The 23,855-nt window shown below is 59.6% G+C and carries 21 protein-coding genes and 2 pseudogenes; 14 read left to right on the top strand and 9 right to left on the bottom strand.

All coding sequences use genetic code 11. From position 1 onward, the window contains the following. Positions 1-24 precede the first annotated feature (24 nt). The gene (locus ASD60_RS07760; RefSeq protein ID WP_056853446.1) at positions 25-219 is read left to right on the top strand and encodes a hypothetical protein; all 195 of its coding nucleotides are present in this window, start codon (positions 25-27) and stop codon (positions 217-219) included. Between the two features lie 15 nt (positions 220-234). On the opposite strand, the gene ASD60_RS07755 is transcribed toward ASD60_RS07760, so the two are convergent. Then, entirely contained in the window at positions 235-588 is a 354-nt protein-coding gene (locus ASD60_RS07755) for a DUF1428 domain-containing protein (protein WP_056853445.1), read from the bottom strand. Between the two features lie 16 nt (positions 589-604). Further along, on the bottom strand, positions 605-1,666 hold the full coding sequence (locus ASD60_RS07750; RefSeq protein WP_056853444.1) for a hypothetical protein: 1,062 nt from the start codon (positions 1,664-1,666) through the stop codon (positions 605-607). Positions 1,667-2,044: 378 nt separating this feature from the next. On the opposite strand from ASD60_RS07750, the gene ASD60_RS07745 reads away from it, so the two are divergent. Then, positions 2,045-2,305: a hypothetical protein gene (locus ASD60_RS07745; RefSeq protein WP_056853443.1), complete on the top strand. Its 261-nt coding sequence runs from the start codon at positions 2,045-2,047 to the stop codon at positions 2,303-2,305. On the opposite strand, the gene ASD60_RS07740 is transcribed toward ASD60_RS07745, so the two are convergent. The 6 genes from ASD60_RS07740 to ASD60_RS07715 all read right to left on the bottom strand — a co-directional run bounded on the left by ASD60_RS07740 (position 2,277) and on the right by ASD60_RS07715 (position 9,262). Beyond that, positions 2,277-3,221: an NAD-dependent epimerase/dehydratase family protein gene (locus ASD60_RS07740; protein ID WP_056853442.1), complete on the bottom strand. Its 945-nt coding sequence runs from the start codon at positions 3,219-3,221 to the stop codon at positions 2,277-2,279. The genes ASD60_RS07745 and ASD60_RS07740 overlap by 29 nt on opposite strands. 3 nt (positions 3,222-3,224) lie before the next feature. Then, positions 3,225-4,340 (bottom strand): HlyD family secretion protein, encoded by a 1,116-nt coding sequence (locus ASD60_RS07735; RefSeq protein ID WP_056853441.1) that lies wholly within the window; start codon positions 4,338-4,340, stop codon positions 3,225-3,227. A gap of 6 nt (positions 4,341-4,346) precedes the next feature. Beyond that, positions 4,347-5,165 (bottom strand): hypothetical protein, encoded by an 819-nt coding sequence (locus tag ASD60_RS07730; protein ID WP_056853440.1) that lies wholly within the window; start codon positions 5,163-5,165, stop codon positions 4,347-4,349. A 1-nt stretch (position 5,166) separates the two neighbouring features. After that, positions 5,167-6,483 (bottom strand): glycosyltransferase family 2 protein, encoded by a 1,317-nt coding sequence (locus tag ASD60_RS07725; RefSeq protein WP_236708421.1) that lies wholly within the window; start codon positions 6,481-6,483, stop codon positions 5,167-5,169. Positions 6,484-6,491: 8 nt separating this feature from the next. After that, positions 6,492-7,889: a diguanylate cyclase domain-containing protein gene (locus ASD60_RS07720; protein ID WP_056853438.1), complete on the bottom strand. Its 1,398-nt coding sequence runs from the start codon at positions 7,887-7,889 to the stop codon at positions 6,492-6,494. A gap of 482 nt (positions 7,890-8,371) precedes the next feature. Next, the gene (locus ASD60_RS07715; RefSeq protein WP_056853437.1) at positions 8,372-9,262 is read right to left on the bottom strand and encodes a LysR family transcriptional regulator; all 891 of its coding nucleotides are present in this window, start codon (positions 9,260-9,262) and stop codon (positions 8,372-8,374) included. 131 nt (positions 9,263-9,393) lie between these two features. On the opposite strand from ASD60_RS07715, the gene ASD60_RS07710 reads away from it, so the two are divergent. Further along, positions 9,394-10,806 (top strand): MFS transporter, encoded by a 1,413-nt coding sequence (locus tag ASD60_RS07710; protein WP_056853436.1) that lies wholly within the window; start codon positions 9,394-9,396, stop codon positions 10,804-10,806. Positions 10,807-10,820: 14 nt separating this feature from the next. Here the strand turns inward: ASD60_RS07710 and ASD60_RS07705 are convergent, their stop codons facing one another. After that, a complete protein-coding gene (locus tag ASD60_RS07705; protein ID WP_056853435.1) occupies positions 10,821-11,288 on the bottom strand; it encodes a cupin domain-containing protein in 468 nt (155 codons plus the stop codon). A 262-nt stretch (positions 11,289-11,550) separates the two neighbouring features. Here ASD60_RS07705 and ASD60_RS07695 point away from each other — a divergent pair, with 262 nt between their 5' ends. The 11 genes and pseudogenes from ASD60_RS07695 to ASD60_RS29350 form a co-directional block, all read left to right on the top strand. Next, positions 11,551-13,998 (top strand): TonB-dependent receptor, encoded by a 2,448-nt coding sequence (locus ASD60_RS07695; RefSeq protein ID WP_056853433.1) that lies wholly within the window; start codon positions 11,551-11,553, stop codon positions 13,996-13,998. 121 nt (positions 13,999-14,119) lie between these two features. After that, positions 14,120-14,338: a PLD nuclease N-terminal domain-containing protein gene (locus tag ASD60_RS07690; RefSeq protein WP_056853432.1), complete on the top strand. Its 219-nt coding sequence runs from the start codon at positions 14,120-14,122 to the stop codon at positions 14,336-14,338. A gap of 151 nt (positions 14,339-14,489) precedes the next feature. After that, a complete protein-coding gene (locus tag ASD60_RS07685) occupies positions 14,490-14,909 on the top strand; it encodes an organic hydroperoxide resistance protein (protein ID WP_056853431.1) in 420 nt (139 codons plus the stop codon). Positions 14,910-15,522: 613 nt separating this feature from the next. Next, the gene (locus tag ASD60_RS07680) at positions 15,523-16,653 is read left to right on the top strand and encodes a PAS domain-containing protein (RefSeq protein ID WP_056853430.1); all 1,131 of its coding nucleotides are present in this window, start codon (positions 15,523-15,525) and stop codon (positions 16,651-16,653) included. Continuing rightward, the gene (locus ASD60_RS07675) at positions 16,650-18,086 is read left to right on the top strand and encodes a sigma-54 interaction domain-containing protein (RefSeq protein ID WP_056853429.1); all 1,437 of its coding nucleotides are present in this window, start codon (positions 16,650-16,652) and stop codon (positions 18,084-18,086) included. The genes ASD60_RS07680 and ASD60_RS07675 overlap by 4 nt, the downstream gene beginning before the upstream one ends. 246 nt (positions 18,087-18,332) lie before the next feature. After that, a complete protein-coding gene (locus tag ASD60_RS07670) occupies positions 18,333-18,938 on the top strand; it encodes a dimethylamine monooxygenase subunit DmmA family protein (protein WP_056853428.1) in 606 nt (201 codons plus the stop codon). Then, the gene (locus tag ASD60_RS07665; RefSeq protein WP_056853427.1) at positions 18,935-19,903 is read left to right on the top strand and encodes a PDR/VanB family oxidoreductase; all 969 of its coding nucleotides are present in this window, start codon (positions 18,935-18,937) and stop codon (positions 19,901-19,903) included. Before ASD60_RS07670 ends, ASD60_RS07665 begins: the two co-directional genes overlap by 4 nt. Positions 19,904-19,920: 17 nt before the next feature. Continuing rightward, positions 19,921-20,943, top strand: coding sequence for a heme-dependent oxidative N-demethylase family protein (locus ASD60_RS07660; RefSeq protein WP_056853426.1), 1,023 nt, complete (start codon positions 19,921-19,923; stop codon positions 20,941-20,943). A 122-nt stretch (positions 20,944-21,065) separates the two neighbouring features. Next, positions 21,066-22,589, top strand: a complete 1,524-nt coding sequence (locus tag ASD60_RS07655) for an APC family permease (protein ID WP_056853425.1) — start codon at positions 21,066-21,068, stop codon at positions 22,587-22,589. Between the two features lie 187 nt (positions 22,590-22,776). Next, a pseudogene (locus tag ASD60_RS29355) lies at positions 22,777-23,424 on the top strand (aldehyde dehydrogenase family protein); the annotation flags it as partial. Between the two features lies 1 nt (position 23,425). Continuing rightward, positions 23,426-23,855, top strand: a pseudogene (locus ASD60_RS29350) (aldehyde dehydrogenase family protein); the annotation flags it as partial.

Here is a 23,855-nt window from a genome sequence, read left to right as displayed (position 1 = left end):
CAAGCGAACCATCAGGAGGCGGCCATGCGTCAGATCCTCAGCAAAGAACCATGGTGGGCCGCTCCACCCAAGCCCGGGCAGGACGAATTCGAGCTGGAATGGGGCTGGCTGGTGCATTACAGCGAAGGCGAACCGCGTTTCGAGTTCATTCGTGAACGGCCGACGGACGATGAAATCCGCGGGCGCAAGAGTTGCAGGATCACCCCGGCGGCAGAGTGATCCTGCGTTACGCTGTCAGGCTTCAAGCAGCTGTTCAAATCCACCGTAAATCATTCTTTGACCATCGAACGGCATCGGATTGACGTCCGGTTTCATGCGCGGGTCTTGCATCATTTTGTCCATGCCGGCATTGCGGGTGTCCTTGTCCGGCCAGACGATCCAGCCGAATGCCACGGTTTCGCCTTCCTTGAGTTTCACCGCCATCGGAAAAGAGGTGACGGTGCCTTGCGGCACGTCTTCGCCCCAGCATTCGACCACACTCAAGGCGCCATTTTCCTTGAAAACCGCCGCAGCGATTTCGGCGTGTTTTTTGTATTGCTCGCGATTGGCGGTAGGCACCGCCGCGACAAAACCATCGATGTAAGACATGAGTCATCTCCTTGCTTCATGGGTTGATCTGCTGGTTAGTCGATTCGGTCGGACTCCAATCGACAGTTCCCACGCTGACACCGACCGGCGGTTGCGCACTTTGCGCCAGATTGCCTTCGATCTGCCCCGCCATGTACAACGTTCCGGCCATCACGCCACTGGTCGGGCTTTGCACCATCTTCGTCCAGGCCTTGTCGAAGGTGTTGCCCAGACTGCTGCGAATCAGCGCCTCGCTGTCGGGCCGGTCGCTGGCCTGGATCAACGCACGTATCCCCGCGACACCGACGGTAATCAAGCCACCGGCGAGTTTTCCCGCCGCCGCCGCCACGGCACTGGCCGCACCGCGAGGGGCCATTTCCGCCTCGATTCGCTGACTGGCACGCTTGGCAACCGGCGCCATGGCGGTGTCGGTCGAATCGACGCCTTTCTCGCCACCGGCCTTGTGTACCTTGTCGATGAGCGCGGCATAGGCCGGCAGCGAGTTCAACGTCTCGGCGTGCACGACTTGATACAGCGAAGCATCCCGGGCCGATGGCGGCCCGAGGGCTATCGCCGGGACTTTCTGGATCCGGCCATTGAGTTGAGCCATCGGCACGCCGTGGCGCTGGGAGATTTTCTGCAACTCTTCCCTGAGGATGTCGACGTAAAACGCCGACGCCAGACTGAGAATCGCATCCGGATCAATCTCCACCGCCACTGGAGCCAGTACCTTTTCCTGGTATTTCTCCAGCAAGTAAGCGGCCAGGCGCTTTTCCGAGGTGTCCCGCTCGCCCTTGGCGCTGATGGTGTACCAACTGACCTTCATCGACAGCCATTCCTGGGTCCAATAGCTGCTGAACCAGGGGATGAAGTTTTCTTCGGTCAACTGATAGACCCGCGTGCGCCAGTAATCCATGGCGCCACGGGCGTAGATTCTGGTTTGTTCGGTGGCGGATTGCGATGCGCTGACGATTTCCTGATCGACTTGTTGCCAGGTACTTGGCGAGATCATGACCTGCGGCACTTCCACCGGCGCACGCGGAGCTGTGGCGCATCCCGCCAACAGCAGCATGACGACGATCAGCGAGCGCCGATTCAAGATCGCGGTTCCCTAAAGTCTGCGCCAAACCAAATGCCCGACGCTCAAAAACCCTTGATTTGAGTATAGGTGGCAGTCCTTGCCCGCTGGTTGTTGATGTTGTTCTTAATGCCTTCATCGACAGCAGGCTGGCTCCTGCAAGGGACTACTGTGGCAGCCAGCCTGCTGGCGAAGCCCGACCATCACTGCCATCGATACTCACCATCGCCACGAATGCCTTCCGCTCCAGAACCGTCAGCGTAGGATCAGTTTCAACCCCACACGAAACCCTGTAGCGGAGGTTCGAATCATGCTGATCCATCTCCTGACCTGTCTGGCCCTGACGGCCTCCACGTTGAGCGTATTCGCCTGGTTCGTTCTCTCCGAGGAGCGCACGTCATGATCAACGAAGTCACCCTGGCCGTGAGCTTCCCGGTGTTCGGCAACAACTACTACTCGCAGCAATTCGAGTCCCGTAAGGTGTTGACACTGATGTTCGACGAAAAATTCGAAGACTTGCTGATTCCAGCTGCCGGCAATCATTTCAACAACGAAGTGGTGGGGCTCAACGATCAGTTCCGCTTTCTCAACGATGTGTTGGCCGAGCATTTGCTGGCGACCGAAGTCGCCGCTAACGCCCGTCGCCATCAATACTTTTGAGCAATTGTCCCAGTCCCTCGGCGAAACCGGTCGGCGGGGCCATGGCAAACCGCTTGAGCAGTCGGCTGTTGTCGGCGCGCGAATGCTTGATGTCACCGCTGCGCGGCTTGTCGTAGTTCAACGTCAGTGGCCGCCCGAGCAATTCACCTAGCATCGACGCCAGATCATTAACGCTGGTGGAACGGTTGAACCCGACATTGACTGGGTCACTGCCGGGTTGAACATCACCGACAGCCTGTACGAGGATCTTGACCAGGTCGTCTACGTAAACGAAATCCCGTGTTTGCTCCCCATCGCCGTAAACGGTGATCGGGAGTTTTTTTTGCGCCCGCTCGCTGAAAATACTGATCACGCCGGAGTAAGGCGACGAAGGGTCCTGGCGCGGACCATAGACATTGAAAAATCGCAGAATGACCGGCTCAAGATGATGTTGACGACGATAGAAATCCAGAAAGTGTTCGCTGGCCAGTTTGTCGGCGGCATAGGGGGTCAGCGGTTCTTTTACAGTCTCCTCGGTGATCGCGGTGCCTTCGCCATTGTTGCCATAGATCGCCGCACTGGAGGCAAAAACCACCCTCTTTACCCCTTCCTGGCGCATCGCCTCACAAATGTTCAAGGTGCCGACAAAATTACTTTGATGGGTCGCAACCGGGTCGTCTACCGATGCTTGCACTGAAGCTACCGCGGCCAGATGCACCACCGCGCTGCAATCTTTCATCGCCCTCGCCACTGTCGGCCCGTCGGCGACGTCCCCCACCACCAGGGTCAAATGGCAGCGATCAATCGGCAGGTTAGATAATTTGCCCGTGGATAGATCATCCAGAACACGCACGCCATAGCCTTTTTCAAGCAGCGCTTCGACCAGGTGCGAGCCAATGAAGCCGGCCCCTCCCGTCACAAGAATTCGCTCAGTCATGACTTATTCTCTCTCTTGCTCGGTGGCGGAGGGACGAACCATGGCGATGAAATCGCCTATTTCATCGATGAATTCACGGCCGTCAGTGAGCATTTTTTTCCAGTCAGTGGGAAAGCGCACATTCAATGGCAATTGATCGATTCGCCAGCGTGGCGATAGAGGCCGATCAAACCGCGCGGCAACCTGCAGGCCCATTTCGCTGGCGGCAAACGGCCCGCGCAACACCGTCGGCGTACGTCCGGCGCTGTCCACCGCCTGAACCACGTGGGCGGTCAACCACTCGCCGTCCGGCATGCGTACACGCAACGGCTGACCAATGGCGGCGTAGCTGATGTTCAGTGGCTCCAGATAAATCCACAGCAGCGGATCTTCCAATTGCTCGATGCGCATCAGCAAGGTGCCGGCGCCGACGTTTTCCCCAGGGTTGACCAAAACTTCTGCCACCCGTCCGCTCTGCGCGGCCGCGACCGGCAGCGCGGCAAGCCGCGTCTGCAACCATGCTTGCTCGGCACTGCGCTGTGCCTTATCTCGCTCATCACTCAAGGGCGATTGACTGGCCTGTTGCTCGCGTCGTTCAAACGCCAGCAGATCGGCTCTGAAACTGTCGAGTTCGGACTGGGCGGACAACACCTCTCCCCGGGAAACCGCGCCGCGTACCACGAGCTCTTCAAGCACCTTCACGCGGTCTTCCGCGCGGGCGATACGGGTCCTGAGCAATTGACGTTCGCGGCCACCGAGCTTGGCATTGCTCAAGCGCATCGTATCGGCCGGTATGGCCGCAAGTTGCGCCAGCCGCGCACGCCATTCGGGGTTGTCGAGGTTAACCAGCGGCTGGTCGATCCGCACCTGCTCCCCCGCCTTGACGAACAATTGCTCGACCCGCCCGGCATCCCGCGCTCGGACCTCAAGAATCGGCAGGCGCAATTGCGCCGGCGCGTCGATCATCCACATCCCGTAAACCAGCTTGCCACCCAGCCAGATCAAGGGGCTCGCCACCAATAACAGAATCAGGTACCAGCGCACCCGGAACGCCATGCGTTTGCCCGGTGCGTAAAGCACCGTCAAGCCTTGTTCCTGAGTAGGGCTCAATTCTTTGCGACTATCGAAACGAATCTTCATGACGGCTCACCGTTTTGGAAAGTCTCGCCAGGCTTGCCAGTCAATTCCGGCAATCCCTTGAGGTTGCAGTTGCTCGCGCCAGACACTGGCCTGGTGTTGCAACTGTTCAGTCGATGCACCGGCCCAGGATTCGGTGGAATCCAGTTGCGGCTCCGTACTTTGCGCCAGGCGAAATTGCAGATCGGGCCAGCGTTTGGCGATAGCCTCTGCTCGTTGCGCACTGTTTTTCGGGTTGCGGGTGTAGATCATCAGGCTGACCTGGCGCACACCCGCTTCGGGAAGCCCACAGGGCACACAGGTTTCTCCGGGTTTTGCGTCGCCAAACCAGCGGGGGTGGCTGGAAATTTCCACCGGCCAAGGGCTTTCGCGGGCCGCCAGGCGCAAAGTGTCGAGCCAGTCTTTCAAACGCTGGTCAGGCACCGGTACGCCCAACTGCTCGACCTCCAGGTCGAGATGCAGGCTGGTGAAGGAAAGGCCGTCGAGTTTTGCCAGTAAATCGCTGAGCTGATGACGCCCCTCAGGCTTTATCCATTCCGGATCGCCAAGCAACACGCTGATCTGCATCCCTGCTCCGGTCGCTTGCTGCAGTAATTGCTCCAGTTGTTGACGTGTGGTGCCAAGGTCCTTGATCTGGGCGGCCTTGAGGCCCAGGTAAATCTTGTCCATACCGGCCTTGCGCAATGCCGCAAGTTCAGCCCCCCGATGCTCGGGATCGAGCAAGGCTTCGCTGTCCCAGACGTAAATGGCCTGGGACCACTGCGAAGGTGCAGCGTGCACCACTTGCGGCGCAATCAGCAGCGTCATGGCGAGCAGAATCGATCGCATATCAAAACCTCGTGGCCCGTTTAAGTACCCACCACGGCGCCATCGAGCTTTCTTCGTGTCCGCGACGAAACATTTCATTGAGCATCGCCACGGCGCTCCAACAGCGCAGTATCAGCATGAACAGCGGAAAGACCGGCACCAGCACCCCCAAGGTCATGTCCTTGCGGGGCCGGTCCGAGACCATCACCAACATGGCCAGGAACAATATCGAGGTGATCATCAGGTACAACAGGTAAACCATCACGAACAGAATCAGCAACGTCTTGCCCGGCAGAACGAACAACGCGACCAGGGTGTAGGTGAGGATCAGGAAAGGCAGCACCAGCTGGAAAAAGAAGCCCGTGAGCAGAATCATCAGGAAGGTGCGCCAGCCCAGCAGCTTGGGGTCGATGTTGTGGTTGTGCTTTCTGATATAGAGAAAGTACAGGTCGCCGTCCCAGCGCAGGCGCTGCATCAGAAACTCGCGAAGGGTCTTGGGTGCATCGGTGTGGCCGATCGCTTCAGGCTCGAACGGGATTCTCAGGTTGTGGCGCTTGAAGTAGCTCTTGATCCGCAACGTCAGGTCCAGGTCTTCGGCGGTATGCGTGTTCCAGCCACCGATTTTCACCAGGAAGCTGCGGCGAAACGCACCGAAGGCCCCCGAGACGTTGTTGACCAGATTCCATTCCGACAAACCGATTTTCGACATGTGGATGGACAACAGATACTCCAGCGCCTGCATCGCGGTCACCCATGATGACCAGACGTTGCGCACCCGCAGGCTACCGGCAACCGCCGGCACCGAAGGGTCCTCGAAGTGCCGCACGATGGAGCTGACCATGTTGTTGTCAAAGGACGTATCGCCATCGAGGGCCATGACAATGTCCCCGCTGGCCAGTGACAGGCCGGCGTTCAATGAAGATACCCGTCCGCCCCGCTGCCATTTGGCGATAGGTCGCAAATGGCGCCTGGGGTACAGATACGCATCGACCTTGAAACCGCGTACGGCGCTGAGCGTCGCTTGATTGACCGTGGCGCCGTCGACCACCGGAATCATCTCGATATGGCCGGGGTAGGTCTGTTCGCACAGGCTCAACAGTGTGGTTTGTACATCAAGGCCTTCGCTGTAGCAGGTAATGATGCAAGAGACCCGGGGTCGATAGACACTGGTCTTGGGCACGCGCGTGCGCCGACGAGTGAACCAGCGCAGCACACCGAGCATCACCATGACCATCAACGGCAATTCGAACATCAGAAACAGGGGGAACAGCATGTAAAACAATCGGCTCAACCCGTCCGCTCCCATCAAGGCACTGAGCAGGCTGTAAAGTTGCTCCATGAATGGGCTCATCTCGCATCACCCAATTCGCCGGCCAGTCGGGCCAGCAGCAGTTCACCATCTTCCTGATCGAGGAGCTCCTTGGGTGCGGTGATGCTGACCAACCGTAAGGACACGTCACTGATTTCCGGCGCGGAAAACAGCTCGGCGACCCGGCCGAGACGCTGCTTGACCGATTCCAGCCCCTTTTCGTCAGTATTGGGCAACATGATCCAGAAAAACTCTTCGGTGCTTCGAGAGCAGCGATCCGTTTCCCTGACCGACTCCTGCAGACGATCGGCGACACTGTCGATGAACGCATGGCCACGCTGTTCACCCAGGCGCGTCAACGTGCCGGCCAGGTTGACAAAACGCAGGCCGATCAAAGAAAAAGCCGGGTTCGAATAGCGGCGAACGATCTGGATCTGCCAGTTCAGCAGATCAAAGAAGTCCTTGCCGCCCAGCAGGTTGAGCCTGCCAAAGTGCCGAGACGAACGCTCGCTGAATTCCTGCCGGCAACGAAACCGCCCCGCTTCGGCCAAGCGAAAATCCCGGACTTCTCGCACCCGCAGTTTGTCGGGCGTGTGCGACAACCCGCAATCCAGGCAACGCGCTTGCACTTCGGCATCGACAAAAAACGCCTGGCACGAGCGGCAGCGGTAGTTCTCCATCGGACGGTCGTAATCGCTACCGATGTGACGCAAGCGGTTCAGACAATTGGGGCACAACAGCACGCCATCCTTGAGAAATGATTCCTGAGGCCCGACATGCCCACAAGTAAAGCAATGCAATGACGGTTGCCGTGATATGTCCATGGCATGACATTCGGCACAGACGTCGATGTAATTGAGCCGCCCCGAACCGCAGTCCGAGCACAACCGGACGCGGTCGATCAGTACGCCCTCCTCCAGCCATTCCTGCTGCACCATCAAACCGAGCCAGACAAACGAGTTGATCGGTTCGTTATCCGCCAGGGCATCCAGCAACGGATAACGGTAATGCTGAGGCACCTGTGGGTCTCGCAGAGCGTACACCTGGGCGTTGTCACGCAGCCACAGCCAGGTCAACACCCGACTTTCGAAACGCTCCTGCCCCGATCCTTGCTTGAAAAGCCGGAAGCGCTCCAGCCAGTTCGCCCAAAGCGTTTTTATTTCGCTGGACTCAACCGGGCACGCTCCGTCACCCAGGGCTTCACACCAGCCATCCTGGTCGCGACAACAGTAGATGAGCGTGTAGCGATAGGGCTCGGTCGAGCGCAGTTTGCGAAGAACTTTTGCTGCGTAAGCGGCGGGCATATCCAACAGGACGACATCAAATGCGACTGCAGCCAACAGACTGCCGAGATCGGTAAAGTGCTCAAGCTCGGGAAGGTTCAATCCGGGAGCTCTATTACCGAGTATCGCAATCCGCGGGTTTTGAGTGGGCATGACGCACGTCCTCTTCAGAAAAGCCAGCGGGGTGAACGGAGGGTACCAACACTAGCATCGCATTAGAAAAGCGTGTGCTTTTATTGTGAAGTTATTTTTTTATCTTGTTTGCGCAACGAACCTTCCGAGATCGCATAATGTTTTTAAATATCCGATAATATGCATAGCCAGCACGCCAACAAGTTTATTTATTATATTAATCAAAGACTTGTGATCACATCAAAACATTAATCCATCCACCTCATGACTACTGGTTAATTGCCACCAACTAATAGCATCACGCCACCTGACGTATTTGCAATCAACTTTCATTCACAAAAAAAACGGATCCAAATAACAATTGTTGGCAATACCTCACAATGACCGACAAGTTCAGGATCATTTATAACGTACCGCCAACTTTTTATTGCCTGAATATTCCGAGTCGCATAACTGTTACATACCTGAAACAGTGATTGTTTCAAGAACGTACACATGAAACTTTATTGTGTGCAAACCTCCCGAAGGCAACCACGTAACCACTGATGCACGGGGTCGGCGTCCTGTCGGGGGTGCCAGAACATGGCGACGGAAAAGTGCGCAAGGGAAAGCGGCAGCGCAAAGCTGTACATCCCGACTCGCGCCGCGCTGGTGTGTCGCTCCGGCACGCTTGCGATCAGATCCGAAGATCGCGCCAATGCCAATGCCGTCGAGAATCCGGCCACGATGGTCACGGCGCGTCGCTGCAATGCCAGGAGGTGCAGTGCTTCATCGATCGGGCCGTTTTCTAGACCGCGGCGGGACACGCTGATGTGTTGACCCGCTGCGTAGCGCTCGGGGGTGATGGAGCCTTTGCTCAATGGGTGCCCCTCACGTACCACCCCGATGAATCGGTCGCGGAACAAGCCTTGGGTCAACAGCTCCGGGCAGGCGGTTTTACCCACCACGCCGGTTTCCAGGTCGACCGTGCCGTTGCGCAGTGAAGTGCTGTCCTTGTCGGGTTTACTGACGAAGCACAAACGTATGCCCGGTGCCTGTTCGGTGACTCGGGCGATCAGCGCGGCGCCGAAGTTTTCGACGAAGCCTTCGCTGGTGCGCAAGCTGAAGGTGCGCTCCAGACAGCTCAGGTCCGGTTGCTCGGCCGGGCGTAGCACCGCTTCTGCCTGCTGCACCAATTCCCTGACATGCTCGCGCAGTGCCAGCGCCCGCGGCGTTGGCACCAGACCGCGCCCGGCCCGAACCAGCAGCGGATCGCCCATGGTTTCGCGCAGCCGCGCCAGCGCCCGACTCATCGCCGACGGACTCAGGCGCAGGCGCTTGGCGGCCCGAGCGACGCTGCCTTCGCTGAGCAGGACATCAAGGGTAAGCAGCAAGTTGAAGTCGGAACCAGACATGATCGCACCGTAACTGAGTGAAGTGGCGTCAGGCGCACGTATCAAGTGCAAGCCGTGCGTCTTCCGCCATGTTAGGCGCTAACGTAGATTGGCGGTAGCTCCAATCGGGAGCCGCCACAAAGAGATACGGCATGGAAACTACATCAGTCGGCCTACCCGCTCTGTCGGTCAAATGGGCACTGCTCAGCCTGTCATCATCAATGCTGCTGTCTTCCTTGGGCACCAGCATCGCCAACGTGGGTTTGCCGACGTTAGCCGAGGTATTCACAGCATCCTTTCAACAAGTGCAATGGATCGTTCTCGCCTATCTGCTGGCGATTACCACGCTGATCGTCAGCGTCGGGCGCTTGGGTGACCTCATCGGACGGCGTCGTTTGCTGCTAGGCGGAATTGGCGTGTTCACGCTTGCGTCAGCCCTGTGCGGCCTGGCGCCAGGTCTTGAATGGCTGATCGGTGCGCGAGCGCTGCAAGGGCTTGGCGCGGCGATCATGATGGCACTGACATTGGCTTGTGTCAGCGAGACCGTCGGCAAAGAAAAGACCGGTAGCGCCATGGGCCTGCTGGGAACGATGTCGGCCATCGGCACGGCGCTGGGGCCGTCGCTGGGTGGTCTGTTGATCGGCAGTTTCGGCTGGCGGGCGATATTCCTGATCACCGTCCCTCTGGGCTTGCTGACCTTGCTGCTCACCATGCGTTATTTGCCTGAGGATCGGCAGCCAGCCAGGCGCGCGGCTTTCGATCCGCTGGGCACCTTGATACTGGCCTTGACCCTCGCCGCCTACGCGCTGGCCATGACCCTTGGTCGCGGTCATTTCGGCATGCTCAATCTTGCCCTGCTGCTGGCGGCATGCCTGGGGGTCGGTTTGTTCGCATGGGTCCAAGCGCGCGTTGCTGCGCCGCTGGTGCAAGTGGCGATGTTCCGCGACGCACAATTGAGTGGCAGCCTGATCATGAGCCTGTTAGTGACAACGGTTCTGATGAGCACCTTGGTGGTGGGGCCATTCTATCTGTCGCAGTCGCTCGGGTTGAGCGCGGTCGGGGTCGGGCTGGTGTTGTCGGTGGGGCCGTTGGTTGCCGCGTTGACGGGCGTTCCCGCCGGATACATTGCCGACCGCTTCGGTGCCCGGCGCATGACACTCGTCGGACTGATCGCCGTTGCCCTCGGTTGTTTCCTGTTATCGATACTGCCGAGCAGCCTGGGTATGGGGGGCTACATGGCGCCGCTGGTGGTGATCACGCTGGGCTACGCGGTGTTCCAGACCGCCAACAACACGATGGTCATGGCCGAGGTCCAGGCAGATCAACGGGGCGTGGTGTCCGGCCTGCTCAACCTGTCGCGGAATCTGGGGCTGATCACTGGGGCTTCGGTGATGGGTGCGGTATTCGCCATGGCCTCGGCAAAGGTCGACATCACCACTGCGCAGCCAGAGGCGATTGCCAGGGGCCTGCGTGTGACCTTTACTGTCGCGCTGGGCCTGATTGGCCTGGCGGGCCTGATCGCAGTGGGCAGCTGCACGCTGATCACAAAGCGTGATCAGCGTTGAACAAGCCTTGACGTTTATTTTTCCAGTTTCAGCAACGGCGTGTCTTTCTTGACGATGTAGGTCGCCAGTTCCGAAGCCTTGTCCTTGCCGACGTTCTTCGCGACATGGGCGGCGCCGGCGGGAATGTACAGCGAGTCACCGGCCTTGAGCGTGACGTTAGGCTGACCTTCGATTTCGTATTCGAATGTCCCTGCAATCACGTGGGCGACTTCGACTCCGGGATGCGAGTGTTTTGGCGAGACCACGCCCGGTTCGAAGTCGACGAGCACCTGGATCACTTCTCGCCCTTCTACATCCAGGTCGTGACGCACCAGATCGGTACGCTTGATGCCTGTCTGCCAGCTCTTGGCAGGGGCCTGGCCGGCGTCGGCGGTTGCCTTGTTTTCCTGGGCCTGAGACAGACCGCTGAACGCGGTGAGTGCTGCGGCGACAATAGCGGCGCCGAGCAGGCTGGCGGCGTTGGTTTTGTTATTTCGGGACATCGCAATTCTCCAATGAGCGCGGGATGAAAAATGCGCGGGGTGCCGTTGTGAGGCTGCTCCATTAGGCGACTTGCGTGTATCGCTGGCGTGTCACGCAGTGCGGTTTTTGTATGCGCAAGTAATGGTTGGCGATGGAGATACGTTCAGATACATGCGTCGCGTCCTTTGCGAAAATATTGTCCAAGGGGTTGATACCTTTTTCGCGGCCGTTCGGTGTGTTGGGAAAGTTTCCTTTTTCCTTTGCTTGCGCAGGCATTGCCGAATGACATCCCGACCGCTTTCGAACCGCTGCAAACACCGGCTCCCCATGAATCTGCTGAGCCTGGCCATTGCCCTGTCCGCCATCGCCCCCGCACACCGCGTCTGGGCTGCCGAAGCCAGCCAAAGCGCTACGTCCCACACTTACGCCATCGGCGCCGGGCCACTGTCCAGTGTGTTGGCACAGTTCGCAGCGCAGTCGGGGGTGTTGTTGTCGTTCGACGCCGATTTGCTGAAAGATAAGAACAGCCAGGGCCTGCAAGGTGATTACACCGTACCGTCCGGTTTTGCCCGTTTGCTGCAAGGCAGTGGCTATTCGCTGATTGCCACCGGGGCCGACAGCTACACCGTGGCACCCCAGGTCAACAGCGGCGCAGCGCTGGAATTGGGCGCCACCACGGTCAGTGGCGTGGCAAGCGAAGCGGACACCTATGCGGGTGACCAGCTCGCCCGCTCAGCGCGCCTGGGGGTGCTGGGCAATCGCGATATCAATGACGTGCCGTTCAGCGTGGTCAGCTTCACCGCCAAGACCATCGAGGACCAGCAAGCGCGAACCGTCGGTGACGTGCTGCTCAACGATGCGTCGGTGCGCCAGTCCGCAGGTTTTGGCAACTTTTCTCAGGTGTTTACCATTCGCGGCCTGCCACTGACCACGGACGACATTTCGTTCAATGGCCTGTACGGCGTTCTACCCCGGCAGATCATCACCACCGAAGCGCTGGAACGGGTCGAGCTGTTCAAAGGCCCGAATGCGTTCATCAACGGTGTGGCGCCAGGCGGCAGCGGCATTGGCGGCAGCGTCAACCTGGTGCCCAAGCGCGCGCAGGACACTCCCACCCGCAGCGCAAGCCTCGATTACGCCAGTGACAGCCAGGTCGGTGGGCACATCGACCTCGGCCAGCGCTTCGGTGATGACAACCGTTTCGGCGCGCGGGTCAACCTCGCCCAGCACGGCGGCGATACTGCCGTGGACGATGAAAGCGAGCATTCCCAGTTGATCGCCGTGGGCCTGGATTATCGCGGCGAGCGTCTGCGCGTCTCCACCGACCTTGGCTATCAGAAGCAGCGCATCAACAACGGGCGCTCGGTGGTCTACCCGACCGGCACCAAAGTCCCGCACGCGCCATCGGCCAAGGACAACTATGCCCAGGACTGGACCTGGTCGGAGCTCGAAGACACCTACGGCATGGTCAACGGCGAATACGACCTCAACGACAACTGGACGGCCTACGCCGGTGGAGGTGCCAAGCACACCCGGGAAAACGGCCAGTATTCGTCGTTATACGTCGCCAACGACGGCAGCGGTAAAGTCGGCTTTCTCTATTCACCCCACGACGAAGACAACAAAAGCGCGATTGCCGGTTTGAACGGCCACTTCAACACTGGCCCGGTCTCGCATCAGATGAACGTTGGCTTGTCCGGCACCTGGGGCGAGCAACGTTCGGCATTCGAGGCGATCCTGGTGGCCAACCGCGTCAACGGCAATCTGTACAACCCGGTACAGGTGCCGCGCCCGACTAACACTTATTTCGGCAGTGATATTCATGATCCGCGCATTGTCGGCAAGAACCGGGTCAAGAGTGCAGCGGTGTCCGACACCTTGGGGTTCATCGACGACCGCATTCTGCTAACCCTCGGCGTGCGTCGGCAGACCCTCGAAGTCGACGCCTGGAACACCACCAGCGGTGCGCGTACGGCCAATTACGAAGAATCGATCACCACGCCGGTCTACGGTCTGGTGATCAAGCCGTGGGAGCATGTGTCGTTCTACGCCAACCGCATCGAAGGCCTGCAACAAGGCCCGACCTCGCCGTCCACCGGCGTGACCAACCCCAATGAAGTGTTCGCTCCCAACCGCAGCAAGCAGACGGAAGCCGGGGTGAAACTGGACTGGAACAGCTTCGGCGCGACGCTGGGTGTGTACCGCATCGAGATGCCGAACAGTTCGACCTCGACCGTCACCGGTAACCGCTTGCCGACCTTCAGCGTCGACGGCGAGCAAGTGAACAAAGGCGTAGAACTGAATGTGTTCGGCGAACCGCTGGACGGCTTGCGCGTGCTTGCGGGGGCGACCTGGATGGACACCGAACAGAAGAAAACCTCCAACGGTCTCAACGACGGGAACCGCGCCGCTGGCGTGCCACGTTTCCAGTACAACCTCGGCGCCGATTGGGACGTGCCGGGCATTCAAGGCGCGGCGCTCAACGCTCGCATGCTGCGCACCGGCGGCGAATACGTCAACGCGGCGAACAGCCTGAGCATCCCGGCCTGGACCCGCGTCGACCTCGGCGCCCGCTTCGGCTTCACGGCCGACGACAAATACATCACCTTGCGCGCCAACGTCGAAAACGTTGCGAACAAGGCGTACTGGTCGTCGGCTTCGACCTCCAACAACTACCTGACTCAAGGTGAGCCCAGGACGCTGAAACTGTCGGCGACGGTGGATTTCTGAAGGACCTTTCGCCCCTCGGCTGCGGCAATCGGAAGGACTTGATCGTCGTAGCAATCCGCAAAATTTAATGAACCCTGCCGGTCCATGTTCACCTAACCGTTTAACCATCAGGAGGTGACACATGCATTTCGAACCAACGTGGATCGTACTCGCGGCAGTGCTATTGATTATTGAATTGTGGGCGATCAATCGGCTACGCAAGAGCGAGGGCAAGGCGAGCACCAGGGGTGTGTGGATGGTGGTGATTGTGTTTGTGCCGTTGCTGGGACTGATTGCCTGGGCTTTGGCCGGGCCGAAGCAGATCGTCCACAACCGGCAATCGGCGCAGGCCCGACAATAACTGAGGCGCTCAGGAAGGGATTTGTATCGATCTGTATTCGAGGCCAGGGAAACTACACAGCGATACACAATCGCGTGCCCAGGACACATACGGTGTACATGAAAGTGAAAAAGTGCGCGGGTCGCCGTTCAACCCCCGCAGGAGCCACTTCATGATCAATCAAATCGATACCGTGCTGTACACCGGCAAGACTGTCACCACCGGCGGTCGCCAAGGCGAGTCGCGTAGTGACGACGGGCGCCTGGACATCAAGCTCTCCCCGCCGGGCTCTTCCGGCAGTGGCACCAATCCCGAGCAATTGCTGGGTGCCGGTTGGTCGGCCTGTTTTATCGGTGCGCTGGGCAAAGCCGCGGCGGCGTTGAAGGTCAGCTTGCCGGCTGACGTCAGCGTCGCGACCGAAATCGATCTGGGCAAGACCGATAACGCGTTTTTCCTCCAGGCGCGTCTCAACGTCAGCCTGCCAGGTGTTGAGCCAACACTGGCCCGCACATTGGTGGACGCTGCCCACCAGACTTGCCCGTATTCCAAGGCAACCCGTGGCAACATCGACGTGACGATCAATCTGGTTTGATGCAATAGTGCAGACAAACAAATGCCCCGGCAGGCGGGGCATTTGATCTTGGCGAACTGCTTGTTCGCAGCTGCACAAGTCGGCTTCGAGAGCCAAGTAGGTGGCCAGTGCTGGTCTCTGGCTTACGAGGTTTATCAGGACTCCCACAGAAACAGCTATTTGCGCTGCCCTGCTTCACACGGCATAAGGGCTGGATCTCAGCGCGGAGATCTTTCTAACCGTGTACCCTTCGGAGCGCGCCCCACGCGTCCTCGCTATCCGCTTGCGCATCAGTCTGCGTTTTCACCTACACCTTCAGAGTAGCAAAGCACTACAAGTGTGGGTTGCTGTTTTTAGACCGATTTCATCCTGTGGCAAATACCGCTGGATTGAAAAATGCTATGCCCATACTTCACTCATCGGAATGCCTACCGCCTACGATCTTCGCGTATTAAGCTCGACTCATGCGCTGCATAAATGCACATTTCGCTGCAATATCGCAGCAGTCGACAAAGTACCTTGTTGCGTTGCTCCCTGTTCGCAGGCTTTTGAGTTGGCATGCGAAATGCCCTCCTGTTATTGCCTGTGGTTTTTCATCCAGGAACCCCATAAACCAGAGTGAGTCGACTCATCGATGGATATCCTGAATTTGCTGGCCAGAAAAGCCCAGCCTCTTGCCAGTACCCTGAGTGCCGACGGGCACCTGCTCAACCTTTCCGCCAGCCTGAGCGATCAATTGGGTTATGCACCCGAGGAACTGCTCGACCAGCCGATCGAACGCATCTTTAGCGTCGACTCGATGCGTGCTGTGCATTCGCTGTTTACCAACCCACCGGCCGATGAACAGGTCCAAAGCCAGGAATTGACCCTGATTCGCCGCAACGGCGGGCTGTTGCACGTGATTGCCAGCGGCTTGCTGGAATGGCGGACAGTGCAACCGGCACGTCTTCATCTGTTGAAAATCCCGCTCGGCGTGCTGGGCCATCGGCTACGGGAAATGCACAACGCCAATGAGGTGATGAGCCAGATGCTGCAGAGCGCCAAGGTCGCCTACTGGTGCATCGAGTTCGCCGAGGCGGTGGACATCAACAATTCCCCGGATGAAATCGTCCGCCAGGTGTTCGAAAACGACTCCCATTGGCGCCTGTGCAACCGGGCAATGGCCGATGTCTACGAGATGCCGTCCGATGTCGATTTCAACCAGCAACCCGTGCGACTGTACTGGCCGCGCAGCCCGGCCAACGAAGAGTTCGTGCGGCGTTTGATCGAAGCCGGATTCACCGTCGATTGCGCACTGTCGGTGGACCGTCGCCATGACGGTTCGCCCGCCTACGTGGAAAACGATGTTCGGGCGACCATCGTCAACGGCCAGCTGTTACGGATGTGGGGCAGTATTCGCGACGTCAGCCAGGAACTGCGCATGCAGCACGACGCCGAGCAACGCATCGATGCCCTGCGCCGGGTGTTCGATGCGGTGCCTGACGCGGTGCTGGTGATCGATGAACACCTGCAACCGCAATGGCGTAACGCAGCCTTCGAAGAAACCTTCGGGATCACCCAAGGTGCCGGCATCGCTCGATTGTTGCTGGATAACGCCCTGCCCGAGCGCACTTGGCACAGCCTGCCCCTGCCGGGCCTTGGCGGGCGCGAACGGCACTTCAATGTGCATTGTTCGCGTATCCTGATCCGTGAAGGCGTGGCCTGGCGGGTAGCGGTGTTCCGCCAAAGCCAGGGCGTTCGCCGCACCGAAGAGTTGCACCCATGAAAGATACCAACCTGCCTCCAACCATGCAGATGGGCATGCGCTCTTCGGTCAATGTCAGCACTGAAGTGCTCGGTGCACTGCTGCAAACTCCAGCGCTGCACGCCTTGCTCGACAGCTTCAGCGAAGCGCTGATCGTGACGGACGGCGAAGGCCAGGTGCGCTTTCTCAATCTGGCCGCCGAACGGGTCAACCGGCTCTCCAAACAGCAAGCCGTCGGGCTGTCGGAAAGTGATTTCTTCCAGCGTTCGGCGTTGAACTACGACGATTTGCTGGCTGCATTGAATCGTGGCGGCAACAGCGCGTTGACCCGCTCGCGGGAAGGTCGCGTGCTGCTCAGCAGCACGCATGCGATCCCCACGGGGGCTTACGAAAAACCCTTCCGCATGTTGACCCAGAAAGACTTCGACGGCAGCCAGCCACAGCGGCGAGCCGCCCTTGGCGGCCGACCGGTAGAACCCCAGGGCCTGCGAGATCCTCAGGACAATGCCCTGCATCTTTCCCCGCAACTGTCGAGCATCGCCGATACCGGCGTGCGCGCTTTTCGCCGGCGCGCACGGTTGTTGCTGCTGGGTGAACCGGGGGTCGGCAAGACCGCCATCGCCCGGCATATTCATCGGGCGGCCGGTTGGGGTGACCGGCCGTTCATTCACGTCAATTGCGGGAGCATTCCCGAGAGCCTGTTCGAATCGGAGATGTTCGGCTACGAGCGCGGCGCCTTTACCGGCGCCTTGCAGGGCGGCAAGCAGGGCTATATCGAGGCGGCCTCGGGTGGGACATTGTTTCTCGACGAGATCGGCGAAATCCCCCTGCATGTGCAGGCCAAGCTCCTGAAGTTTCTGGAAGACAGCACCATCCAGTCAGTCGGCTCGCCATTGAGCAAGACCGTACAGGTGCAGGTCATCGCCGCCACCAACAAAGACCTGCGCCATTTGGTGAGCATCGGCGAATTTCGTGCCGACCTTTACTATCGCCTCGCCGTGCTGCCGGTTGAAATTCCGCCGCTGCGTCAGCATCGGGATGACTTGCCGTTCCTGATCGATATTCTCCTGAGTCGCATCAATGGCGACCGCGAGCCGTCGCTGAGCCTGTCGAGCGGCTGCCGCAAGCGTCTGATGAGCTACGACTTCCCCGGCAATATTCGTGAACTGGTGAACATCTTCGAGCGGCTGGCGGTGCTTGCCGACGATGAAGCGCAGGAACATCACCTGCCAGCCGAACTGCTGGAACCGCAGCGATCGCCGCAGCACCAGAGCCCTTCCTTCGTGGAGGTCGAGACGCAAGACAACCCGGAGCAAAACCTCAAGCTTCAGGTTCAACAGTTCGAACGCCAAGTGATCCTCCAGGCCGTGGACCTGTGTGGCAGCAAACGCAAGGCGGCGCAGCACCTGGGCATCGACATCGGCACGCTGATTCGCAAGTTGCAGCGCGATTGACCGCCGTCAGGCGGTTCCGCGGGGATTGTGCGCTGTCCGGCACTCCTCCAGCCGCTGCAAAAACGCATACACATCTGCTTACTTTTGCCTGCATCGCAGTCCAGCAAAAATAATACTTCCTTATATTTCAACAAGTTAATCACTTGGCACGACCTGTGCTCCTGCTATCTGCAACCCACCATCGTTGGGCTTTGCATCGCAGCCGGCTTCCAAACGCCGGCTCGCTAGCCAGGAGGAATAATAAGAATGTTGATCACCGGGATCAAAAGCCGACCGGTCTATGACCGGTTGCAACCATTACCGGGAGGCAGGCGCCATATCGTTGCCGGGCAAGGCAGCGGCGGTCGTGCCATGTTGCGTTTGCTGGACGAACTGGTGGAGCTGGATTGCCCCATTACCTTGCTGTATTCCCGCGAGTCGTTTTCCGGGCAGGACTTCCTCGCACCTTTGCAGCAGCGCCACCCCGATCTGCCATTGCAGGTCGTTGAGACGAACCAAGCGTTGATCGACGCGCTCAAGGTGCTGCTCGCCGATGCCCGCATGGGCACCCGCCTGTATCTGGCCGGCTCCGAAAGCTTCCTCGGCAGCGCCATGCAAGTGGCCACGCATTTCGACCTCAACCGCGACGAAGTCCTGCGCGAGCACTCCGGCACCCTCGTGCGCCGGGTCTGGTGCGTGCACTGCGACACCTATACCGAAAACGTCACCCAACGTGTCTACGACTGCCCCGGCTGCGGCCTGACGCTGGTGGTGCGCGATCACTATTCCCGGCGCCTGGCAGCGTTTCAGGCGGTCAAGGCCGACGCCGAAGTACCGGGCGAACTACCCCCTGCCGAGGAGCTCGATACATGAGCCAGAACAATGGGACTTTGAATCTGCGTGTGGCCCGCATCGAAGCGGTAACCCCGGAAATCAAACGCTTCACCCTGGTCTCGCCGACCGGCGCGCACTTGCCGGCGTTCTCCGGTGGCAGTCACGTCGTGGTCTTGATCGCCAATCAGAGCAACACTTTGCGCAACCCCTACTCGCTCCTGAGCTCGCCCTACGACACCAGCAGCTACCAGATTGCCGTGCGTCGGGTGGAAAGCGGTCGCGGCGGTTCGGTCGCGCTGCACGATTCGGTGAACGAAGGGGACATGATCGAGGTGACTCCGCCAGTCAATCTCTTCCCGTTGATCAAACAGGCGCGCCTGCATTTGTTCATCGCCGGCGGTGTCGGCATTACCCCGGTGATTTCGCAATTGGAAGAATTGCGCCTGAGCAAGGTGCCGTTTGAGCTGCATTACGCAGTGCGTGGCGAAGAACATGCGCAATTGGGCGAAGAGTTGCAGGCTATCTATGGCCAGCAGGTGCATCTGTACCGCAAGGGTGTCGAATCGCGCATGGAAATCGGCAAGATTCTGGCCGACCGTGCGTTGGGAAGTCACGTCTACGTGTGCGGCCCGGACAGCATGATCGATGCCACCCTGGCGTGCGCTCGCGACCTTGGCTGGACCGACAGCCATGTGCACTTCGAACGTTTTCTGGAACAAAGCAGCGGCGGCGAAGCCTTCAGCTTCACCCTCGGCCGCAGCGGCACAACCATCGAGGTCTCACCCGACCAGACCATGCTCGAAGCGGTAGAAGCCGCGGGCTTCAGCATGCCTTACCTGTGTCGTGGCGGGGCCTGTGGGCATTGTGAAACCCCCGTACTGGAACTCGACGGCGAACTGCTGCACAGCGACGACTGGCTGTCCGACGACGACAAGACCAGTGGCAAGAAAATCATGCCCTGCGTATCCCGCGCCAAATGCAATCGCCTGGTCATCGACCTCTGATCGACGGAGAAAAAACAATGAACATAAAATTCAATCCCGACGAAACCTACCGCGACGACTACACCTTCGCCAACAGCCCGGAAACCATCGCGCGCGCGCCCTTCCCGTTTCCCGATGACGAGTACATGTATTCGATGAACCTCGAACCGCATGTCTCGGTGGGCGACGGTGCATTCCGCGCCGCATTCGATATCGACGAGCACTACATCAGCGAGTGCCGCGATCGCGCCATCACCCTGGAGAAAGACCCGGGCATGCACTATGTCTCGGCACCGCACATGATGGAGGCGCAATGGGACCTTCTGGAATTGATCATGGAGTCCTATGCCCGGGATTACCCGCAGTACTTCAGCCTGGAGCGCGACGGTCGCCAGTGGCACTGGACCAACCGGCTGCTGGGCATCGACGACCGTTTCACCTTTGGCGACCCGACCACCCTGCCCTATGAGCCAATGGAATACGTGACCCGTCAGGCTCAGGGCGACTGGGTCTTGCAGGAAGAACGCGACGGCACGTTGTACTGGGGTGCCGGCATCGCCACTCAGCGTGCCGACTATTCGCTGCGTTTCAACCTCGGCATGAGCTGGGAAGAATTCCACGGTCCGGTACCGCTGGTGAAGGAAATCGGCATGCTCGACCGTGCCCTGAAATTCCTGCTGCGCCTGCGTATCGGCCACCCGGTGCGTCGCCTGAACTGGTCGCTGACGGTCAACCCGCGTCTGGAAGTGTCGGCTGAAAGCCTGCCGGAATGGGCACCCGACCGAACCATCGTCACCGCCGAAAACGCCGGCAAGCTGGTGTATCTGCGCATCGAACTGCAACCGCTGCATCGCCTGCCACGCAGTAACGCCATTGTCTTTCCGATTCGCACCTACCTGTTGAGCCTCGAAGACATCGCCACCAATCCGGCGTGGGCCCGGCGCATGCACCGCGTGTTGCGCGACTTGAATCAACAACTGGTCGACTACAAGGGGTTCAGCCGTTACCGCGACGCGGCGGTGGAGTGGCTGTCCCAATACGACGACGAAGCCAAAGCCTGACGCAATCCCCTGTGGGAGCCAGCCTGCTGGCGATGGCGGTCGTGAGGGCCCCATCGCCAGCAGGCTGGCTCCCACAGGATCGAGTACCCGCAATCCACTGCCATTGATAATGAGGAAATAACATGAGTGGCTCATCTAACACGCGTGCAAGCAGCAGCGTCGACCAGGACGCGGAACAACTGCGCGCCCTCGGCTACAGCTCCGATTTCAACCGCAGCATGAGCCTGTGGGAGAACTTTTCCCTGGGCTTTACCTACTTGTCGCCCGTCGTCGGCGTCTACACCCTGTTCGGTTTGTGCCTGGCTGCCGGCGGCCCGCCAATGTTCTGGTCTTATCTGTTGATCGGTGCCGGGCAGATGCTGGTGTGCCTGATTTTTGGTGAAGTGGTTTCGCAGTTCCCGATTTCCGGCGGTGTTTACCCTTGGGCTCGTCGCCTGGTGGGCAAGCGCTGGGCGTGGATGGTCGGCTGGGTGTATGCCTGGGCCTTGTGCGCCACTATCGCCGGGGTCGCGGTGGGGGCCGGGCCGTATCTGGCGATCATGCTGGGCTTCAGCCCCGGTCCCGAGGCCAACATCTACATCGCCCTGGCAATCATCCTGCTGTCCACCGCGTTGAACCTGGTGGGCACCAAGTTGCTGGCGCAGGTGGCGATGTTCGGCTTTCTCTGCGAGCTGGTCGGGGCGATTCTCGTCGGTGGCTATCTGCTGATCTTCGAGCGTCATCAACCGTTCAGCGTGCTGTTTGACACCTTCAACCTTGAGGTCAATGGTTCGTACTTGCCGGCGTTCCTCGCGGCGTCCCTGGCCGGTCTGTTCCAGTACTACGGCTTCGAGGCTTGCGGCGACGTCGCCGAAGAAACTCCGAACCCGGGCAAACGCATTCCCAAAGCCATGCGCATGACCATTTACATCGGCGGCGCGGCGGCGATGTTCGCTTGCCTGGCGCTGATCCTTTCGGTTCCGGACATGGCCAAGGTTTTGGCCGGCGAAGACACCGACCCGGTCGCGACCATCCTGGCCAACGCGTTTGGCCCCGTGGGTTCGCGCCTGGTGATGGCGGTGGTGATGGTCTCGTTCATTTCCTGCGTGTTGAGCCTGCAAGCGGCCGCCAGCCGGTTGCTGTTCGCCTATGCCCGGGACGAAATGATCGTCGGCAGTTCGCTGTTCAAGCGTCTGTCGGCAAACCATGTGCCATCGTTCGCGCTGCTGGTCAGCGGCCTGGTGCCGGCGGCGATTGTCTGCCTGGGCATGTTCATGGCCGACGCCGTGGCCACCATTGTCGGCTTTGCGGCCATCGGTATTTACGTGGCGTTCCAGCTGATCGTGGTCGCCGCGTTGATCGCCCGCGCCAAGGGCTGGCGCCCGAATGGTCAATTCACCCTCGGTGCCTGGGGCTTGTGGATCAACCTGGCGGCGTTGATTTACGGCGTTTGCGCGATCATCAACATGGTCTGGCCGCGCTCGCCGGATGCGCCGTGGTACATCAACTATTCAATGATCCTGACCACCCTGGTGGTGATGGGTGCCGGTCTGGTCTACATGCTGCTGGGCAAGCCTTACGACAAAGGCACGGCACCGGCGGGTGATGCGTGGAAGTTCTCGAAACCACAGACCAAAGCGTCGCAAAGAGTCGTGGTCGGTAACTGACAACCCCATTTCCCAATGTGGGAACCGAATTCCTGTGGGAGCTGGCTTGCCAGCGATGGGGCCGAAAGGTTCAACAAAGATGTTGGCTGATCCACCGCTATCGCTGCGATGCGGCGACCCGACTAGCCAGCTCCCACAGGGACCGGTTTCTACGGACAAAAACAATAATTTTGAAGAGGACAATGCCATGCAAACCCAACTCTTGATCAACGGCCAACTCATTACCGGCGAAGGCCCCGCCCAACCCGTATTCAACCCGGCGCTGGGCCGTGTGCTGGTGGAAATCAACGAAGCCAGTGAAGCCCAGGTCGATGCCGCCGTGCGTGCCGCCGATGCTGCGTTCGACAGCTGGTCGCAGACCCCGCCGAAAGAGCGTTCGCTGCTGTTGCTCAAACTCGCCGATGCCATCGAGGCCCATGGCGAAGAGCTGGCCAAACTGGAATCGGACAACTGCGGCAAACCCTACAGCGCCGCGCTGAACGACGCCGGTGGCGAATACCTGCCGGGCCACACCTCGATGATCCGCCGCGACCCGGTGGGCGTCATCGCTTCCATCGCGCCGTGGAACTACCCGCTGATGATGGTCGCCTGGAAAATCGCCCCGGCCCTGGCCGCCGGCAACACCGTGGTGCTCAAGCCATCGGAACAAACCCCGCTGACCGCCCTGCGCCTGGCCGAACTGGCGTCGGACATCTTCCCGGCCGGTGTGCTCAACCTGGTGTTCGGCCGTGGTCCTAGCGTCGGCAGCCCGCTGGTCACTCACCCGAAAGTGCGCATGGTGTCGCTGACCGGCTCGATCGCCACCGGTTCGAACATCATTTCCAGCACCGCTGACNACCGCTGACAGCGTCAAACGCATGCACATGGAACTGGGCGGCAAGGCCCCGGTGATCATCTTCGACGACGCCGACATCGACGCCGCCGTCGAAGGCATCCGTACCTTCGGCTTCTACAACGCCGGCCAGGACTGCACCGCCGCCTGCCGCATTTATGCGCAAGAGGGCATTTACGACAAGTTCGTCGAGAAGCTTGGCGCGGCGGTTAGCAGTATCAAATATGGCGTGCAGGATGACCCGGCGACCGAGCTCGGCCCATTGATTACCGCGCAACACCGCGACCGCGTCGCCGGGTTCGTCGAACGCGCCATCGCCCAGCCGCACATTCGCCTGATCACTGGCGGCAAAGCGGTCGAGGGCAATGGTTTCTTCTTCGAACCGACCGTGCTGGCCGATGCCCAGCAGGACGACGAAATCGTCCGCCGCGAAG

It is taken from the genome of Pseudomonas sp. Root562, from assembly GCF_001427125.1.
Taxonomy (GTDB): Bacteria; Pseudomonadota; Gammaproteobacteria; order Pseudomonadales; family Pseudomonadaceae; genus Aquipseudomonas.
This window is presented reverse-complemented; position numbering and strand designations above follow the sequence as displayed.

Excerpts from the sequence above, each read along its gene's own strand:
- ASD60_RS07760 (WP_056853446.1), top strand. The coding sequence starts at position 25 with ATGCGTCAGATCCTCAGCAAAGAACCATGGTGGGCCGCTCCACCCAAG.
- ASD60_RS07755 (WP_056853445.1), bottom strand. The coding sequence starts at position 588 with ATGTCTTACATCGATGGTTTTGTCGCGGCGGTGCCTACCGCCAATCGC.
- ASD60_RS07745 (WP_056853443.1), top strand. The coding sequence starts at position 2,045 with ATGATCAACGAAGTCACCCTGGCCGTGAGCTTCCCGGTGTTCGGCAAC.
- ASD60_RS07740 (WP_056853442.1), bottom strand. The coding sequence starts at position 3,221 with ATGACTGAGCGAATTCTTGTGACGGGAGGGGCCGGCTTCATTGGCTCG.
- ASD60_RS07735 (WP_056853441.1), bottom strand. The coding sequence starts at position 4,340 with ATGAAGATTCGTTTCGATAGTCGCAAAGAATTGAGCCCTACTCAGGAA.
- ASD60_RS07730 (WP_056853440.1), bottom strand. The coding sequence starts at position 5,165 with ATGCGATCGATTCTGCTCGCCATGACGCTGCTGATTGCGCCGCAAGTG.
- ASD60_RS07725 (WP_236708421.1), bottom strand. The coding sequence starts at position 6,483 with ATGGAGCAACTTTACAGCCTGCTCAGTGCCTTGATGGGAGCGGACGGG.
- ASD60_RS07720 (WP_056853438.1), bottom strand. The coding sequence starts at position 7,889 with ATGCCCACTCAAAACCCGCGGATTGCGATACTCGGTAATAGAGCTCCC.
- ASD60_RS07715 (WP_056853437.1), bottom strand. The coding sequence starts at position 9,262 with ATGTCTGGTTCCGACTTCAACTTGCTGCTTACCCTTGATGTCCTGCTC.
- ASD60_RS07710 (WP_056853436.1), top strand. The coding sequence starts at position 9,394 with ATGGAAACTACATCAGTCGGCCTACCCGCTCTGTCGGTCAAATGGGCA.
- ASD60_RS07705 (WP_056853435.1), bottom strand. The coding sequence starts at position 11,288 with ATGTCCCGAAATAACAAAACCAACGCCGCCAGCCTGCTCGGCGCCGCT.
- ASD60_RS07695 (WP_056853433.1), top strand. The coding sequence starts at position 11,551 with ATGACATCCCGACCGCTTTCGAACCGCTGCAAACACCGGCTCCCCATG.
- ASD60_RS07690 (WP_056853432.1), top strand. The coding sequence starts at position 14,120 with ATGCATTTCGAACCAACGTGGATCGTACTCGCGGCAGTGCTATTGATT.
- ASD60_RS07685 (WP_056853431.1), top strand. The coding sequence starts at position 14,490 with ATGATCAATCAAATCGATACCGTGCTGTACACCGGCAAGACTGTCACC.
- ASD60_RS07680 (WP_056853430.1), top strand. The coding sequence starts at position 15,523 with ATGGATATCCTGAATTTGCTGGCCAGAAAAGCCCAGCCTCTTGCCAGT.
- ASD60_RS07675 (WP_056853429.1), top strand. The coding sequence starts at position 16,650 with ATGAAAGATACCAACCTGCCTCCAACCATGCAGATGGGCATGCGCTCT.
- ASD60_RS07670 (WP_056853428.1), top strand. The coding sequence starts at position 18,333 with ATGTTGATCACCGGGATCAAAAGCCGACCGGTCTATGACCGGTTGCAA.
- ASD60_RS07665 (WP_056853427.1), top strand. The coding sequence starts at position 18,935 with ATGAGCCAGAACAATGGGACTTTGAATCTGCGTGTGGCCCGCATCGAA.
- ASD60_RS07660 (WP_056853426.1), top strand. The coding sequence starts at position 19,921 with ATGAACATAAAATTCAATCCCGACGAAACCTACCGCGACGACTACACC.
- ASD60_RS07655 (WP_056853425.1), top strand. The coding sequence starts at position 21,066 with ATGAGTGGCTCATCTAACACGCGTGCAAGCAGCAGCGTCGACCAGGAC.